The 17,353-nt window shown below is 75.8% G+C and carries 8 protein-coding genes and 1 rRNA gene; 1 reads left to right on the top strand and 8 read right to left on the bottom strand.

The features are described from left to right. Window positions 1-2: 2 nt before the first annotated feature. Window positions 3-3,572: a hypothetical protein gene (locus ZF1_RS07600; RefSeq protein WP_482636858.1), complete on the top strand. Its 3,570-nt coding sequence runs from the start codon at window positions 3-5 to the stop codon at window positions 3,570-3,572. A 34-nt stretch (window positions 3,573-3,606) separates the two neighbouring features. Here ZF1_RS07600 and ZF1_RS07595 read toward each other — a convergent pair whose 3' ends face one another. The 8 genes from ZF1_RS07595 to rrf form a co-directional block, all read right to left on the bottom strand. Then, window positions 3,607-4,251 (bottom strand): DUF8185 domain-containing protein, encoded by a 645-nt coding sequence (locus ZF1_RS07595; RefSeq protein WP_253068871.1) that lies wholly within the window; start codon window positions 4,249-4,251, stop codon window positions 3,607-3,609. Beyond that, on the bottom strand, window positions 4,248-4,673 hold the full coding sequence (locus tag ZF1_RS07590; RefSeq protein WP_253068872.1) for an acyl-CoA thioesterase: 426 nt from the start codon (window positions 4,671-4,673) through the stop codon (window positions 4,248-4,250). Before ZF1_RS07590 ends, ZF1_RS07595 begins: the two co-directional genes overlap by 4 nt. A gap of 9 nt (window positions 4,674-4,682) precedes the next feature. Next, window positions 4,683-9,584, bottom strand: coding sequence for an NAD-glutamate dehydrogenase (locus ZF1_RS07585; RefSeq protein WP_482636857.1), 4,902 nt, complete (start codon window positions 9,582-9,584; stop codon window positions 4,683-4,685). Window positions 9,585-9,641: 57 nt separating this feature from the next. Further along, window positions 9,642-9,926, bottom strand: coding sequence for a hypothetical protein (locus ZF1_RS07580; protein WP_482636856.1), 285 nt, complete (start codon window positions 9,924-9,926; stop codon window positions 9,642-9,644). A gap of 263 nt (window positions 9,927-10,189) precedes the next feature. Further along, complete coding sequence (locus tag ZF1_RS07575) at window positions 10,190-13,912, bottom strand: hypothetical protein (protein WP_482636855.1); 3,723 nt, start codon at window positions 13,910-13,912, stop codon at window positions 10,190-10,192. 106 nt (window positions 13,913-14,018) lie between these two features. Continuing rightward, entirely contained in the window at window positions 14,019-15,695 is a 1,677-nt protein-coding gene (gene ettA / locus ZF1_RS07570; RefSeq protein WP_405418722.1) for an energy-dependent translational throttle protein EttA, read from the bottom strand. A 24-nt stretch (window positions 15,696-15,719) separates the two neighbouring features. Next, entirely contained in the window at window positions 15,720-16,262 is a 543-nt protein-coding gene (locus tag ZF1_RS07565; protein WP_482636854.1) for a single-stranded DNA-binding protein, read from the bottom strand. 871 nt (window positions 16,263-17,133) lie between these two features. Beyond that, window positions 17,134-17,250: ribosomal RNA gene (gene rrf, locus ZF1_RS07560) — 5S ribosomal RNA — on the bottom strand. Window positions 17,251-17,353 lie beyond the last annotated feature (103 nt).

Genomic DNA, 17,353 nt, shown 5'->3' with positions numbered 1-17,353 from the left:
GCATGACGTCGGCGCCCGGTCACCCGGGCCCCGACGACCGCTCCCCCCGGCGTGCCGACGGCCCGCCGGACCCCGAACCGAACCCCGACGGGCTCGGCGAGGCGATCCGGACCGGCCGCGTGCCGGTGGTCCCCGGCTCCCTGGTCGACCTGGTCATGCGGTCCGGCTCGGGCGAGCCCCCGGAGCCGGAGGCCACGTCCGAGGACGACGGCGCCCGGCGCGAGCCGACCCCGACCGGGTTCACCGAACTGGTGTCCCGCGAACGGGATCCCGCGCCCGCCCCACGTCCCACCCCGGGACCGCGGTCCGCTGCCCCCGAACCGCCGTCGGATGCGGGTGACTACGCCGATCTCGGCGACCTCGGCGACGACCCGCTGGGCGTCGGGCCGCTGCCCGACGAACCCGGCGACGACGGTCTCGACCCCCTGCACACCCCGGCGGACCGCTTCGCGCCGCCGCCGTCGTTCGCGCCGGGCACACCGGGCGGGACACCGCCCGCGACCGGCGGCATCCCGGCCGCGCCGACGCCCGGCCCGGCCGACGCCACGCCGGCGTCACCGCGGCCGGACCCGACGGACGGCGGCCCGGCGGCACCCCGTCCCGGCCCGGCGGACGCCGTTCCGGCGACTCCCCGGTCCGGCTCGTCGGACGTCTCCCCGTCGGCTCCCGGGTCGGACGCGGCGGGCACCGTCCCGTCGGCGCCCGGGCCGGACCCCACGCAGACGGGACGTCCCGGCCCCGGGCCCGGTGCGAACCGGCCCGACCCCGCCGCCACCCCCGCGGAGGGCGGTCGTCGCACCGATGCCGGTCCCGGGCCGGACGGTGTCCCGGTGACCGCACCCGCACCGACCGTCGTCCCGCCGATCGCGCCCACCCCGCGGCCGCTCGGCGACGGCACCCGCCCCACCGCCGGCTCCACCCCGGACCAGGACACCGCCCCGTCGCCCTCGGCCGGGGACACCACGGAGTCCGGCGGCTCCGGCGACGGGGACCGCGACGCCGCGGGACAGCACACCACCAAGCGGTGGCCGCCCCGCCCGGCGCGCAGCGGCGCCGACGGCCCGGAGACCGACATCCTGCCGCCCGGCGCACTGATCGGGCACTACCCGAGCGCGGACTCCTCCGACGACCGGACCGAGCAGCCGCCCGCGCGGCCCTCGACCCCGCCGTCCGGGAACCGTCCGACGATGCCCGGTCGCAGACCTCCCGCGCCCGCGGGCCCGGAGCAGCGTCCGGTGCCCCGTCCGGCCATGGGTGGGGCACCGTCCGGTCCGGCGATGGCCGGGCTGTCGGGCAACGACCTGTTCGCCACCGCCGGCGGCGACTCGGGCAGCGGCTTCGGCCGGCTCCCGGGCCGCGCCGACGACCCGTGGCGCTCCCGCGCCGACACCGCGGCCTCCGCGCCCGACACCGACGGGCCCTCCTCCGACGACGTCCACCGTGACGACACCACCGGTGAGGGCTCCGCCCGGGACGACTCCTCGCGGGACGGCGATGCCCCCCGGGGCACCGCCTGGGGCCCGGACGGCGGTCCGGGTTCCTCCGTCGGCGGGCCGTCCGCGTGGGACCGGGACGCCCCGGCGTGGGACACCGGCCGCCCGCCCACGGACGACGCCGCACCGTCCCGCAACGGCGCGTTCCCGACGCCGGGGTCGTACGGCGACACGCCGTCGCGCTCCGGGTCGGCCCCGGGCCACGCAGCCGCTGCGTTCTCCGGACCGGCGCGGACCGGGGCGTTCCCCGCCCCCGGCGCGGGCCCGGACGAGCGGCGCGGCGGACCGGGCACCGGGGCGTACCCCACCGACCGGCCCGGCGGACCGGGCACCGGCTCACTCCCCACCGACCGGCCCACGGGACCGGGCACCGGCGCGTTCCCGACCGACCGCTCCGGTGGTCCGGGCACGGGGGCGTACCCCGTCGACCGCCCCGGCGGGCAGGGCTTCGGTTCGTCTCCGACCGACCGGCCCGGCGCCCCGGGGACCGGTGGCCGCCCGGACGGGCCCGGTACCGGCGCCCACCCGTCGAACGGCGCCCCCGGTGCCCGTTCCTGGGCCCCCGCCCCGGACCGCCCGGGCCCCGGAGGACCGGGCGGGCGGCCCGCACCGCGACCGGACGCCCCGTCCGAGAACGAGACCACCGTCGTCCTGCGGCCCGTCGGGACCGACGGCGAGCAGCCCACGCTGCAGGGCCTCACCCCGGTCACCGGACACCCGGACGCCCCGGCGGCGGACGACACGACCGGCCTCTCGGACCCGGACCGGTCGGACGCCTCGACGACCAGCCGCAACGCGGCCGCCGCGGCCTCGGTCGGGGCCGTCTCGGTGGCCGCCGCCCGCGCCGCGTCCGGCCGGGACGGCACGGTCAGCGACACCGGTCCGGGCACCGCGGTCCAGCCCGCGGCCGCGGAGGCCGCCGCCCACGCCGCGGTGACCGGCGAGAAGCCGCCGGTCACCCCGCGCCGCGAGGCGATCATGTCGGCGAAGCCGCGCAACGGCCGTCGCAGCCCGTCCGCGGCCGGGCTCGCGATCGCGCTGGCGATCGTGCTGCTCGGCGCGCTGACGCTGTGGGCGATGCTGTCGCCCAGCCAGTCCGACCCGGGCGCGAACGCGACCCGGCCCGCCGTCTCGGCCGGTCCGGGCACGGGGCCGCGTCCGGAAGCGGTCGCGTCCGGGGCGAGCCTGGCACAGCCGACGGTGCGGGCGACCGTGCCCCTCGGCGGCGCCCCGGTCGCCGTCGCGGCCGCCCCGGACGGCTCGACGGCCCTCGTCGCGGTCCGTGACGCGGACCGGCTCGCGGTCGTCGACACCGCGTCCGACGCCGTTACCGGGGAGATCGAGCTCCCGGCCGCCCCGCAGGGGGTGGTGACCTCCCCGGACGGCACCCGCGCCTACGTCAGCACCGCCGGTCAGGGCGGCGGGCAGATCGCCGTCGTCGACGTGCCGGGGCGGACCGTCGTCTCGACCGCTGCCGTCGGCGGGGACCCGGCCGCGGCCGCGGTGTCCCCCGACGGCCGGTTCCTCTACGTGCCGTCCCGCGCGGACGCCACCGTGCAGGAGCTCGACCCGAACGCGGGCACCGTCACCCGGACCGTGCCGGTGTCCCGCGACCCGTACGCGAGCGCCACGAACGACGCGGGAGACCGCGTCTACCTCGCCACCCGCGGCGCCGACCAGCTCACCGTCCTCGACCCGGACAGCCTCACCGTGCTCGGCAGCTTCCCGGTGCGTGGCGGTGCGGAGTCCCTGGCCGTCAGCCCCACGTCGGTCCCGCGGACCGTGGTCGCGGTCGGCGGCCCGGAGTCCGGCACCGTGACCGTCCTGGACCCCGCCGACGGCCGCGAGATCGCGACCGTGCAGGTCGACGGCGGCGCCACCGGCATGGCCTTCGCCCCCGACGGCCGCCACCTCTACGTCGCGACCCGGCAGGCTCTCGTCACGGTCGACACCGGGTCCTGGCAGGTCACCGGGACCACCGACGTCGCCCCGAACCCGACCGCCGTCGCGGTCGCCCCCGACGGCCGCACCGGCTGGGTCACCGGCGACGGCGCGGTCAGCGTGCTGAACCTGACCTGAGCCCGGGCCGGCCCCCGGCTGCGGGCCCGGCCCGTCAGCGCGCGACCGACAGCGGAAGCGACACCACGCGCCGCTTCACCACCGCCCCGTACCGGGCGTCGAGCCGCATCCACGACCCCGACGCGGACACCCGTACCCGCGGCCCGTCGGTCTCCTGCGGCGCCGAGCCGAGGAAACCCATCCCCGACATCGCGAACAGCACCCGCATCGGCACGGTGACCGGGCGGCCCGCGTCCGGCGGGGACACCGTCAGCACCGTCTGGTCCAGCAGCGACGCGGGCGGCCCCATCGGGCCCGCGTGCTCCCGGGCCAGTGCCAGCCCCCGGTCGGCGAGCTCGTCGAGCTCCGCGGCGGGGACGTCGTCGACCCGGGACCAGCCGTCGTCGGGCGGGAGCTCGTCGAGCCACGGCGCGGGCGGGCCGGGGTCGACCGCGGCGGAACGGTCGACGGCCAGCGCCGTCAGCAGCGTCGACGCCTGCGCCGTGACCGGCAGCGCCGGGTCGAGCTCCCCCGCCACCGACCGGGTCACGAGCACGTCGAACGGGGTGCGGGCCCACGCGGTGACCCGGCCGGAACCGGCTGTGAGCCGGATCGCGGCGCTCTGGTCGAGCCGGGCGACGCGCGCGGTGAACGCGCCGAGGTCGTCGCGCTCGGTCGCGTCCGCCAGTCGCAGGGTCACGACACGTCTCCCAGGTGGCGCTCGAGGAAGTTCCGCTCGTCGACGGTGAGCCGGCGGACCCGGTCCGCCTCGAGGTCGTAGAGGGCCATCCGGGTCCAGGCGGTGACCGCGACCGGGTCGCCCGCGCCGGGTCCGTCGTGCAGGGCGTAGTCGAGGACGAACGACGCGGCCCGCAGCTCCCGCACGGTGATCGCGCACCGCAGCGGCTCGGGCCGCCACGGCAGCTGCCGCTTGTACTCCACGTGCAGCCCGGCGACGAGCAGCCCGGAGGAGAACCCGGCGAGCCCCTCCCGCCCGGCGGCGGTGAAGGCCAGCGCGACGCGGGCCTCCTCGACGAGCGTGACGATCCGGGCGTGGTTGACGTGGCGGTAGGCGTCCTGGTCGGTCCAGCGCAGCGGGACCTCGGCGACGAAGGCGGTCACGGGGAGCTCCTACCGGGCCAGTCCGCGCAGCTGACGCGAGATCACCGACAGGGTCGCGAGGTCCAGCGACGCCGACGCCCCGATCTCCTCCAGCGCGCTGCGGGCGCGCGCGAGCTTCGAGGAGTTCGCCTGCTCCCAGGCGGCGATCGCGTCGTCGACACCCGTGCCGGGCGGGGTCTCGCGCAGCGCGTCGAGGGTGATCGAGCGCAGCGACCCGTAGAGGTCGTCACGCAGCGCGAGTCGCGCCAGCGCGTGCCAGCGGTCCCCGCGGTCGAGCCGGGACACCGCGGTCAGCGCCTGGTCGACGCCGAGGTGCTCGGACAGCGCGTAGTACAGGCGGGCCACCTCGGCGCCGGGCCGTGGTTCGGCCTCGCGGTCGGACAGCTCCACCAGCTCGACGACGTCGAGCAGCCCGTAGGCGTAGAGCGACAGCGCGGCCGACTCCACCATCTCCTCGGGCACCCCGCAGGCGCGCAGCTCCGCGGCACGTTCCTGAACCGCGTCGAGCTCGCGGCCCTGCAGCAGCTCGGGCAGCCGCGCCCGCAGCTCCGCGATGGGGCCGGCGAACCGGTTGACCTCCGCGCCGACGGCGAGCGGCTGCGGCCGGTTGGTCAGGAACCAGCGCGACACCCGGTCGAGCAGCCGCCGCGACTCCAGCACCACCGCGTCGGCGATCGGGACTCCGACCTCGGCCCGGCGGACGGCCTCCCACAGCGCGGGCAGCCCGAACACGCGGGTGGTGACGGTGTAGGCGCGCAGCACGTCGTCGGGGCCCGCGGAGATCTCCTCGCCCAGCCGGAACGCGTAGCTGATCCCGGCACCGTCGACCATGTCGTTGACCAGCGACGTACCGATGATCTCGCGACGCAGCGGGTGGTTGCGCACGGCGTGGTCGAAGCGCTCCCGCAGCGGGTGCGGGAAGTAGCCGGGCAGAGTCGGCGCGAACGCCGGCAGGTCGGGCAGGTCGGTCTGCAGCAGCCGGTGGGTGAGGTCGAGCTTGGTGTGGGCGAGCAGCGTCGCCAGCTCGGGGCCGGTGAGACCGAGACCGTCGGCGGCCAGGCGCGCGAACCCCGCCTCGTCGGGCAGGACCTCCAGCGTGCGGTCGAGCCCGGTGCGCCCGGCGAGGTCGGTGACCATCCGGGCGTGCACACCGACCATGCCCGGGGCGTGGGCGCGCGCGACGCCGAGCACCTGGTTCTGCGCGACGTTGTCGGCGAGCACGAGGGCGGACACCTCGTCGGTCATCGACGCGAGCAGCTCGTTGCGGGCGTTGCGGTCCAGGGAGCCGTCCGCGACCGGGCGGTCCAGCAGGATCTTGATGTTGACCTCGTGGTCGGAGCAGTCGACGCCCGCGGAGTTGTCGATGGCGTCGGTGTTGACCCGGCCGCCGGCACCGTCCGGGCCGCCGTGGCGGGCGAACTCGATCCGCCCGCGCTGGGTGAGCCCGAGGTTGCCGCCCTCGCCGACGACGCGCACCCGCAGGGCGCGACCGTCGACCCGGATGGCGTCGTTGGCCTTGTCCCCCACCTCGCCGTCGGTCTCACCGGACGCCTTGACGTAGGTGCCGATGCCGCCGTTCCACAGCAGGTCTGCGGGGGCGAGCAGGATCGCGTGGATCAGCTCGGGCGGGGACATCGCGGTGACCGTGTCGGCCAGCCCGAGCGCGGCCCGGATCTCCGGCCCGACCGGCACCTTCTTCGCCGTCCGCGGCCACACCCCGCCACCCGCGCTGATCAGGGAGGTGTCGTAGTCGGCCCACGAGCTGCGCGGCAGCTCGAAGAGCCTGCGACGCTCGGCATAGGAGGTCGCGGCGTCCGGGGTCGGGTCGACGAACACGTGCCGGTGGTCGAACGCGGCGACCAGCCGGATGTGCTCCGACAGCAGCATCCCGTTGCCGAACACGTCGCCGGACATGTCGCCGACGCCGACGACGGTGAACTCCTCGCGCTGGGTGTCGACGCCCAGCTCGCGGAAGTGCCGCTTGACCGACTCCCACGCGCCGCGGGCGGTGATGCCCATGGCCTTGTGGTCGTAGCCGACCGAGCCGCCGGAGGCGAACGCGTCGCCCAGCCAGAAGCCGTAGGACTCGGCGACGGAGTTGGCCAGGTCGGAGAACGTGGCGGTGCCCTTGTCCGCGGCGACGACGAGGTAGGAGTCGTCGCCGTCGTGACGCACCACGTCGGTGGGCGGCAGCGTCTCGGTGGCGCCGTCGGCGTGGGTCAGCAGGTTGTCGGTGATGTCGAGCAGCCCGGAGATGAAGGTCCGGTAGCAGTCGCGGACGTGCTCGGGCGCCGGCCCGGGCCTGCGCACGACGAACCCGCCCTTCGCCCCGACCGGGACGATGACGGCGTTCTTCACCGCCTGGGCCTTCACCAGGCCGAGCACCTCGGTGCGGTAGTCCTGCTGGCGGTCGGAGAAGCGCAGACCGCCGCGGGCGACCGGGCCGAACCGCAGGTGCACGCCCTCCACCGCGGGCGAGTACACGAAGATCTCGAACCGCGGGCGGGGCAGCGGCATGTCCGGTACGGCGGCCGGGTCCAGCTTGAAGGAGAAGAACGGGCGGCCCCGGAACCAGTTGGTCCGCAGCGTCGCCTCGATGACGGCCAGCAGGCCACGCAGGATGCGGTCGGCGTCGAGGCCGGAGACCTGGTCGATCAGGGTGGTGACGTTCCCCAGTGCCCGCTGGTGGGCGGCATCGCGCTCGTCGGCGTCGGCCGTGGCCGGGTCGAACCGGGCGCGGAACAGGGCGATCAGACCCTGCGCGACCTGCGGGTGGGCGACCAGGACGCCGGCCGTGTACTGCAGGGTGAACAGCCCGCCGAGCTGGCGGGTGTAGCGGCTGTAGGCCCGCAGGACGGCGGCCTCGCGCCAGTGCAGACCGGCGCGCAGGACGAGCGCGGAGAACCGGTCGGACTCGGCGTCGCCCCGCCAGGCCGCGGCGAACGCCTCCTCGAACCGTCGCCCGGCGTCCTCGACGGTGACCGTCGGGACCGCGGGGGCTCCGGCGGGCTGCGGGGGCCGGAGCCCGAAGTCGTAGAGCCAGCAGCGACGGCCGTCGGGGCGGCGGAACTCGTAGGGCCGCTCGTCGACGACCTCGACGTCGAGCTGCTGCAGCAGCGGCAGTACGCCGGTGAGGGTGACCGGGTCGTCGCCGACGTAGAGCGCGAACCGGATGTCGCCCTCGATGCTGCGGTAGAGCCGCAGGTCGAACGCGTCCTCGCCCTTCTCCCCCAGCGTCATCAGCCGCCGCAGGTCCTCGACGGCGCGCAGCGGGGTCACCGTCGCCTTGTAGGACTCGGGGACCCCGGCCAGCATCGGGCGGGCGGCGGGCCCGGCGTCGCCGAGCGCGGCGACGAGCAGGTCGTCCCACGTGCGGGTCGCCTGGGCGACGTGGTCCTGCAGCTCGGCCAGGTCCACCGTGACCGGCTCGGCGCCGGGATCGGTGGTGATCGTCAGGTGCAGCAGCGCCAGCTCGACGTCCCCGACCTGCGCGGTGTAGCTGACGTCGGTGCCGCCGAGCCGGGTGCGCAGGATGTCGGTGATCTTCAGTCGGGTCGCGGTCGTGTAGCGGTCGCGCGGCAGGTAGACCAGGCAGGACAGGAAGCGGCGGTACGGGTCGGGGTGGACGAACAGCCGCACCGCGCGGCGGGCGCCCGCCTCCAGCACACCGACGGCGGTGTCGTGCAGCCGATCCTGCGACGAGGTGAACAGCTCCGCGCGCGGCAGCTGGGAGAACACCTCGAGCATCTGCTGCCCGGAGTAGGAGTCGGCCGGGAAGCCCGCGCGCCGGATGGCGCCGCGGATGCGGCGGGCGACGACCGGGATGTCCAGGACCGACTCGTGCCGGGCCGGGACGGTCAGCATCCCGAGGAAGCGGTGCTCGCCGGTGACGGTCCCGTCGGCGTCGCGGGTGCGGACCCCCACGTAGTACGGGTGCACCGCACGCAGCACCCGGCTGCGCTCGCTGGCCCGGGTGAACAGGAGCAGGCCCGCGGGGTCGGCGGCACCGGTCTCCTCGGGGAGGAAGACGTTCGCGCCGGCGTCGCCGGGGCGCAGCACGCCGAGACCGGTGTCGGTGTCGGGCCGCAGGCGCCCGTCCGGGTCACCCCCGTCGTCGGTGCGCCGGGAGTAGTGGCGGTAGCCGACGAACACGAAGTGGTCGTCGACGAGCCAGCGCAGCAGGTCCGCGACCTCGGCCGGGTGCACGTCGTCCTCGTCGGTGTCGGCGGCCGTGGCGGCACCGGTCCCGGAGAGGTCGTCGGCGAGGGCGCGGGCGCGCAGGGTCATCGCAGCGGTGTCGTCGACGACCTGCCGGACCGCGGAGAGCGTGTGTTCCAGCTCGGCGTGCAGCGCGTCGGGGTCGAGGTCCCCGGACGACACGACGTCGACGTGCATCCACGACTCGACCGAGGCCCCCTCGGTGGGGTCGGTCGGGTCGGCGGCGGTGTCGACGCCGGTCAGCGTGCCGTCGGCGGCGCGGCGCACGACCAGGATCGGGTGGACGACGCGCCGCGCGGTACCGCCGGCCCGGCCGATCCCGGCGAGCGCCGACTCGACGATGTAGGGCATGTCGTCGGTGACGATGTCGACCGTCACCGCGTCTCCCCCGGCGGCGGCCACCCGGACGGCGGCCCGGCCGGGTTCGCGGTGCGCGCCGAGCGCGAGATGGGTGTCGACGACGGTCGCCGGCCCGGGCAGCTCCGCGCCGCCGGTCGCGTCGGTCTCCGGGGTGTGCCGGGCGTAGAGACGGACGAGCTCCGCGGCGGCACCGCTCCCGGGGCGGGGATCACCGCCCGGCCCGTCGGTGCTCGTGGTGTTCCCGGTCTGCCCCGTCGTCCCGCTGCTCACGATCCACTCCGGCCCCGTGCGTGTGTTGACGGCCGTCACCCTATCCCGCGGTACCGACACCATCGGCGGACCGGGACGGCCGCGTCGGCGCTGACCGGGCGAGCGGTTCCCGGCGGCCGGTCAGATCTCGCGGTAGGCCGCGAGGGCCCCGGCGAGGAGATCGGCGAGGCCCATGTCCTCGGGGATGCCTGCGGGGTCGGACGGGGCCGGCGTGGCCGGGGCGCCCGGTGTGCCGTCGCCCGGTGACGACGTCGTCCCCGGGGCGTCGGCGGCGCTGTCCTGCCGTCCGGGCGTCACCGGTGACGCGCCGTCCCGCGTCGCGGCCGGGGCGTCGTCACGCGGGGAGGTCGGCGGCTCGTCCCTCGTGGCCGGGCCGTCCTCCCGTGTCGCGGTGTCCGACGGCACCGGTCCGTCCGCGGGGACCGCTCGGCGGGAGCGAGCCCGTCGGGTCGCGGTGCCGGCGTCCGGCGCCCGCCCGCCTGCGTCCGGTCGGTTCCCGCCGGGTCGTAGGCCCGTCGTCGGTGTGGGGACGGCGCCGGTCGACGGTTCGTCGTCGCCGCCCGCGGCGGCGTCACCGATCACGGCGGCGTCACCGACCACGGCAGCGTCACCGGTCACGGCAGCGTCACCGGTCACGGCAGCGTCACCGCCCGCAGCGGCGTCACCGCTCACGGCAGCGTCACCGCCCGCGGCAGCGTCACCGGTCGCCGGGGCGACGACGGCCGCCGCACCCCGCACCACGGTCGGTCCGGTCGCGGTACGCACCGTCCAGGTCCCCACGCCCACGCCGCTGCCGTCGGGATCGCCGGACGCACGGTGGCCGCCTGCGGACGTGGTCCCGCCCCCGTCGAACAGACCGGCGGCCCCGCCGTCTCCGTCATCGGCCGGTGGGGTGGCGTCCCGCCCACGACGACGCGGCAGCGCTGACTCCCCCGCTCCGTCGTCGACCCCGGACCACCGCACCGGCAGCCCGGAACGTTCCCGGGCCGGGCCGTCGAAGCGGGAGGCGGCGCCATCCGGCCCGGGGAGGTCGAGGTGGGCCCGGACCGCCTCGGCGAGGCGCCGGTCCGGTTCCGGGGGCAGCGCGAACCGGGTGTCCAGCGGGTCCGGCACCGGCGGGGGGTCCGCCGGGGCGGAACCGCCCCACACCCGCGACCGCTCGTCCCTCGCCGGCCCGGCAGGGTCGCTGCCCACCTCGTCGCGGGCCTCGTCGCGGGCGGAGGGGGTGGCGCGGAGGGGTATGGCGCGGCGGGGTGTGGCGCGGCGGGGTGTCCGGGGTCACGATCGCGGGCACCGGAGTCGTGGGCGGCCCGGTGCCGGACGGTCCGGTCGCGGGCCGCCGGGTCCCGGAGGGCTCCGTCGGAGCGCCGCCGCCCACCGCTCCCGGGCCGGACGGTGAGACCGACGGCGCTCAACGACGCCGTCCCGTCGCCGGCGGCCCGTCGCCGCCCACCTCGGGCCGCTCGTTCGCCGGACAGGTCCAGCGGCGTCGCCAGCGCCGGCCCCGCGACCGGCTCCGGGGCGGCCGCCGGCCCGCCGGCACCCGATCCCGCGTCCCCGGTCTGCGCGGCGCCGGGGTGCCCGCCGGCCCGGGCCGAGGGGGCCTCGGGGAGGGGCGCCGGCGTGTCCGGCCCGGTCAGCTCGGTGATGATCTCGTCGCCCTCGACACCGTGCGGTCCGACGGCCTGCATCCGCAGGGACGTCCCCGCCGGCAGCCCGCCCCGGCGCACGCGGCCGCCGAGGTGCGTCGCGAGCGACCGTGCCCAGAGCAGGACGGTGACGTGGTCGACGTCGGGCAGGGTGACCCGCACCGTGTCGTCGTCGCGACGTGTGGTTCCGGACGGCGGAACCAGCCGGCGGGCCCGGGTGACCACGTCGTGCAGGGCCCCGACCGCCGCCGTACCGGTGACGGTCTCGAGGTCGCCGTCGACGAGGTCGAGGACGATCGACCGCTCCGCCGTACCGGGTGGCCCCGTCGGGGCCGCAGGGGCCGTCGGTGCCGCGGCCGGGCCGCTGTCCCCGGCACGGGCCGCGGCGCGCGCGCTCGCCCGATCGGACCTCGGGTCGGCCTCGGCGGAGTTCGGCTCGCCCGCAGCACGCCCGGCGACCACGGTCGGCTCGCCCGCAGCACGCCCGGCGACGGCGGGCGGCTCAGTCGCAGCCCGCTCGGCGGCGACGGCCGGCTCCGGCGTGGGAGCCCCGTTCCGGTCACCGTCGACGGGACCTGGCCCGGCTGCCGGGCCGGCCCCGTGGCCGTCGCCGGGCCGGTGGGCCGCCTCGTGCCGAGCTCCGTTCCGCGGGACGGCGTCGGCCGGACCGTGGGCCCCGTTGCGGTGCATGGCCGCGGGCTGCTCGGGGGCCCGCCACTCGGCAAGGAGGGCGTCGGCGAGCGGCGAACCGCCTGCCGCGTCGGGGGTCCACGACGGGCCGGTCCACGAGGAGTCCCGGGGTGCCATCGGTGCCGGGCCGTCCGCGAGGAGCCCGGAGACGCCCAACGGGTCGGCGGGGTCGATGCCCGCGGGTCGTCGATCGCCGGCATCCGTCGTGTCGTCCGACGCCCGGTCGGCCGCCCCTGCGGCGTCCGCACTGTCCGGCGTACCGGCGGTGTCCGTCGTGCCCGGCGTACCGGTCGCCGACGACGCATCCGCCGCGAGAGCGGCCTCGCCGGGACGGCGACCGTTCCGGTTCGCCCCGGCGGATCCGCCCACGGTCCGGTCGTCCGGCGACGGGTCGGCGGTTCCGGCGCCGTTCCTGGTCCCGGGGTCCTGGAGCAGGCTCTCGGACGGCGCCCAGCGCACCGGGAAGCGTCCGGCCGCCGGGAGACCGTTCGCCGGGAGGCCGTTCGTGGCCCCGGCTCCCGTGGCGCCGTCGTTCCCGGGCCCGGTCGGATGGTCGTCCCCGGCTCCGTCCGAGCGACCGTTCCTGCTCTCCGTGCCGGTGAACCGGTCGTCCCCGGGCCGATCGTCGGTCGGGCGATCGTGGTCGGGCTCGGTGTGGCCGGTTCCGGCGGGTCGGTCGGTCCCGGCACCGACCTCGCCTTCCTCGACGGGCGTCCCGGCGGGCGGGGCGGCTCTGTCCCGCTGGTCCGCGCCGGAGGACGGGTCCCCGCTGGCGGGGCGGGACGCGGCGAACCCTGGTTCCGGCGTACTGCGACCGGCGCTGTCCCGGTTACCGGCACCGGGTCCGCCCGTCGGAGCACCGGCAACGGTGCCTCCGGTCGCGGCCGGACGTTCGGCGGGTACGGCAGGCGACCCGCCCGTGCGCGGGAACGGGGTGGGTCGCTCGGTGGTGCTGGTGCGGACGGCGGCGAGCGGCAGCAACGCCGCCACCGCGTCGCGGAAGCGCGTCCCGCGGTCGCGGTCGACCTGGTCGGCCTCCATCGCGGCGCGCATGGTCTCCAGGGCCTCGCGGTACCGGCCCGAGCCCTCGTGCAGCTCGGACTGGGCGGTTCGGCAGGCCGCGACCAGCGCGGGGACACCCGCCTGTTCGGCGCCGTCGGCGGCCTCGACCAGCGCGCGGGCTGCGTGGTCCGCACGTCCCGCCTGCACCCGGGCCAGTGTGAGCCGCAGCAGCACACCCTGCCGACCGGCGTCCTCGGCCTCGCGCTGCACGGCGGCCGCGGCGACCGCGTCGGGCGGGACGTGCCCGGAGTCGAGCAGCGCAGTGATCCACTGGCTGAGCAGTGCCGCGGCGAGGTGGGTCGACAGCGGGCGGGACCCGGGTCGTTCCGGTGTCCATCCGAGCTGGGCCAGGCCGCGCAACGCGCGGTCCACGGCGGCATCGTGTTCGCGCCGGGCCCGGTGCACCGACCCGACGACGAGGTCCGCGTACGCCGCCGGTTCGCCACCGAAGCCGGAGCCGCAGGCGTCGACGTCGCTGCGCAGCCGCTCGAGCTCGGAGGCGGAGGCGCCGGCGAGTGCGCAGCGCACCTCGACCGCGAGTCGGTCGAGGCGCAACAGCCCCGGGTCCTCGCCCGGGGCGTCGTCCGGCAGGCCGACGACGAGTGCCCGAGCCGCCTCGAGCTCTCCGTCGGCCTGGGCGACCCCGGCCAGCTCCACCCGCAGACGGGCGCTCTCGGGGCGGGTGAGGATCTCGGTACCGGGCGTGCGGAGGGGCACGGGGACCGTGCTGTCACCCGGGGTGGCATGACCGGTCACCCCGGCGACGACGGCAGTGGCGACGTCGCGGGCGTCCCCACCGGCCGCGTGGCCGTCGAGCAGCCAGCCCGCGGCCTGCAGCCAGCGCAGATCGTCACCGTCTGCGACAGCTCGCGCGCACGCCTGCTCGGCCAGTTCCGCGGTGAGCAGGGGCCGCTGCCAGCGCAGGGCCGCCGCCGTGCGCAGTTCGGCCGTCGTCGCGCCGGCGGCCCGACCGTGCAGGTCGAACGTCACATCGCCTCCCGTGAGTGACACCACCGTCCGGACCTCCCGAGGGAGCCGGTCACCCCGTCGCCGGGGACCGGCCCGACCGGATGGGGAGGTCCGGACCGGGCGGTGATCAGTCGCGGGTGAGCTTACGGTGGGTGACCCGGTGCGGTCGCGCCGCCTCCGCGCCGAGCCGCTCCACCTTGTTCTTCTCGTAGGCCTCGAAGTTGCCCTCGAACCAGAACCACTCGGCCGGGTTCTCGTCCGTGCCCTCCCACGCCAGGATGTGCGTGCAGGTCCGGTCGAGGAACCAGCGGTCGTGGGAGATGACCACGGCGCAGCCGGGGAACTGCTCGAGCGCGTTCTCCAGCGAACCGAGGGTCTCGACGTCCAGGTCGTTCGTCGGCTCGTCGAGCAGGATCAGGTTGCCGCCCTGCTTGAGCGTGAGCGCCAGGTTGAGGCGGTTGCGCTCACCACCGGACAGGACCCCGGCCGGCTTCTGCTGGTCCGGCCCCTTGAAGCCGAACGCCGCGACGTAGGCGCGCGACGGCATCTCGGTGTTGCCGACCTGGATGTAGTCGAGCCCGTCGGAGACCACTTCGAAGACGGTCTTCTTCGGGTCGATCCCGCCGCGGTTCTGGTCGACGTAGGACAGCTTGACCGTGTCGCCGATCTTGACCTCGCCGGAGTCCGGGTGCTCCAGACCGACGATCGTCTTGAACAGCGTCGTCTTACCGACACCGTTCGGACCGATCACGCCGACGATGCCGTTGCGCGGCAGCGTGAAGGAGAGGTCCTTGATCAGCTGGCGGCCGTCGAAGCCCTTGTCGAGGTGGGAGACCTCGACGACCTGGCTGCCCAGGCGCGGGCCCGGCGGGATCTGGATCTCCTCGAAGTCGAGCTTCTTGTGCCGCTCGGCCTCGGTCGCCATCTCCTCGTAGCGGTCGAGCCGCGAGCGGCTCTTCGCCTGGCGGGCCTTGGGGTTGGAACGGACCCAGGCCAGCTCCTCCTTCAGGCGCTTCTGGAGCTTCGCGTCCTTCTTGCCCTGGACGGCGAGGCGCTCGGCCTTCTTCTCCAGGTAGGTGGAGTAGTTGCCCTCGTAGGGGAAGGTGCGTCCGCGGTCGAGCTCGAGGATCCAGCCCGCGACGTTGTCCAGGAAGTACCGGTCGTGGGTGACCGCGAGGACGGCGCCCGGGTAGTTCGCGAGGAACTGCTCGAGCCACAGGACGCTCTCGGCGTCGAGGTGGTTGGTGGGCTCGTCGAGCAGGAGGAGGTCGGGCTGGGACAGCAGCAGCTTGCACAGCGCGACGCGCCGGCGCTCACCACCGGAGAGGTGGGTGACCTCGGCATCCCCGGGCGGGCAACGCAGTGCGTCCATCGCCTGCTCGAGCTGGGAGTCGATCTCCCACGCGTCGGCGTGGTCGAGCTCCTCCTGGAGCTGGCCCATCTCCTCCATCAGCTCGTCGGTGTAGTTGGTCGCCATCTCCTCGGCGATCGCGTTGTACCGGTCGAGCTTGACCTTCACGTCGCCGAGGCCCTCCTCGACGTTCCCGAGGACGGTCTTCTCCTCGTTGAGCGGGGGCTCCTGCTGGAGGATGCCGACCGTCGCCCCGGGCTTGAGGAAGGCGTCGCCGTTGTTCGCGTTCTCCAGCCCTGCCATGATCTTGAGGACGGTCGACTTCCCGGCGCCGTTGGGGCCCACGACGCCGATCTTCGCCCCCGGCAGGAAGCTGATCGACGCGTTCTCCAGGATGACCTTGTCGCCGTGCGCCTTACGCACGTTCCGCATCGTGTAAATCAGATCCGCCACGATGCGATGGTAGATCGGGCCCGCTCAGCCGCTCGAGGCCGGTGCGGTCGCCAGCCTCGCGAGCTCGTCGAGCTCCGCGCCCTCGGCCTCGTCCGGGGCGTCGTCGTACCCGTCGTGGTCCGGCTCCTCGACGGGCGGGGCGCCCCACCGCGTCGCGGCGTCGTCGGTGTCCCGGGCCTGCGGCACCGACGGGCCCTGTGACACCGACGGACGGGGCGCGACGGCCGCCGGGGAGAAGCGGATGTCGAGTCCGACGCTGGACGGCTCGATCCGGATGCTCTGCCGCACGTCGCCCTCCCGGCCCGTCCACTCCTCGACGTACATCCGGCCGATGACGATGACGCGGTGCCCCTTCTCGAACGTCCGCACCGCGTGCTCGGCCAGGGTCCGCCAGCACGTCACCGTGTAGTAGGTGCACGCGACGTCGTGCCACTGCTCGGTCATCGGGTCCTTACGACGGTGGTTGACCGCGACCGTGAGGTCGGTGACCGGGATGCTGTTCGCGGTGTAGCGCAGGACGGGGGTGCGGGTCAGGTTGCCGACGATGGTGGCGATGTTGTCGCTCATCGGATCCTCCGAGGCTCTGGGGTGCGTTGTCCCCATGAGCTTCACCCGCCGACGCCCCGTCGACGAGGTCACTTCGGAGCCTGTGGACAACCGTGCCCGTTGGGGATGACCGGTCGTTCCGACCCGGTACGGCGACGACGACTGTCGGTCGGGTGTGCTTCTCCCACCCCGATGTGTCCGTCCCCGTGGGCGGCGTCCCGGGGCGGTGACACCGCGGCCGCACGGATCGCATCGTCACCTCACCTGTCCCCTGCCGACCGGAGACGGACCCCGCTGCTTGATCGGAGCGGTCCCCATCGCCCGCCCGACGCCTCCTGCTCCCTCACGCACCGGACGCGGGCTCTCGATCGCACGGCATCGAACGCCCGGCGATCGGCGGGACGCCCCGACACGGTCCGCCGTAGGCCGCATGCCGTGGATGTCACGGACGCCGGTGGGGGTCCCGTGCGGCCGCCACGAGCCGGGCGCCGCACCCGATGAACGTGCCCGGCAGCGCCCGACGGGCCCCGCGACGCACACAACACTGTCCGGGCACCGTGACGACCGAGCCGTTCGGCACGCCGCACCGGGGACCCCACGTCGCTCATGTTTCTGTGACCTCGCAGGCCCTGCAGAGGGTGCGAGGTCACAGGAAGGGGTGCGAGGTGCGGCCGACCGGCAGGACGGGCCCGAGATGCGACTCCCGACTCCGCCGGGGGAGCGGCACGGCCCCGACCAGCACCCCCTCAGGGACCCGTGCCAGCGCTCGGGGACGGACACCCCGATACCCGACCCGGGCCGGGCCGGGTAGCACGCATCGGACCCAGAAACGGTCCGGAAATGAGAAATGCCCCGGACTCGACAGTCCGGGGCATCTCCCATGAAAGTTGAATGTCGGCGACGACCTACTCTCCCACACCCTGGCGAGTGCAGTACCATCGGCGCTGGAAGGCTTAGCTACCGGGTTCGGAATGGGACCGGGCGTTTCCCTACCGCAATGACCACCGACAACACTATCCAACTATCACCCCACCCCGAACCCGGGGACAGGGGGTCGAGCACACACACCGACTCCACACCGGCCCGGGCATACCCGGGGGGAAGGTGTGGAT

This window comes from Pseudonocardia sp. ZF1, from assembly GCF_056835605.1.
Note: the sequence above shows the minus strand (reverse complement) of the source record. Positions and strands in the feature narration are given on the sequence as shown.

Coding starts and splice junctions, on each gene's coding strand:
- ZF1_RS07600 (WP_482636858.1), top strand. CDS start 3: ATGACGTCGGCGCCCGGTCACCCGGGCCCCGACGACCGCTCCCCCCGG.
- ZF1_RS07585 (WP_482636857.1), bottom strand. CDS start 9,584: ATGGTGTCGGTACCGCGGGATAGGGTGACGGCCGTCAACACACGCACG.
- ZF1_RS07565 (WP_482636854.1), bottom strand. CDS start 16,262: ATGAGCGACAACATCGCCACCATCGTCGGCAACCTGACCCGCACCCCC.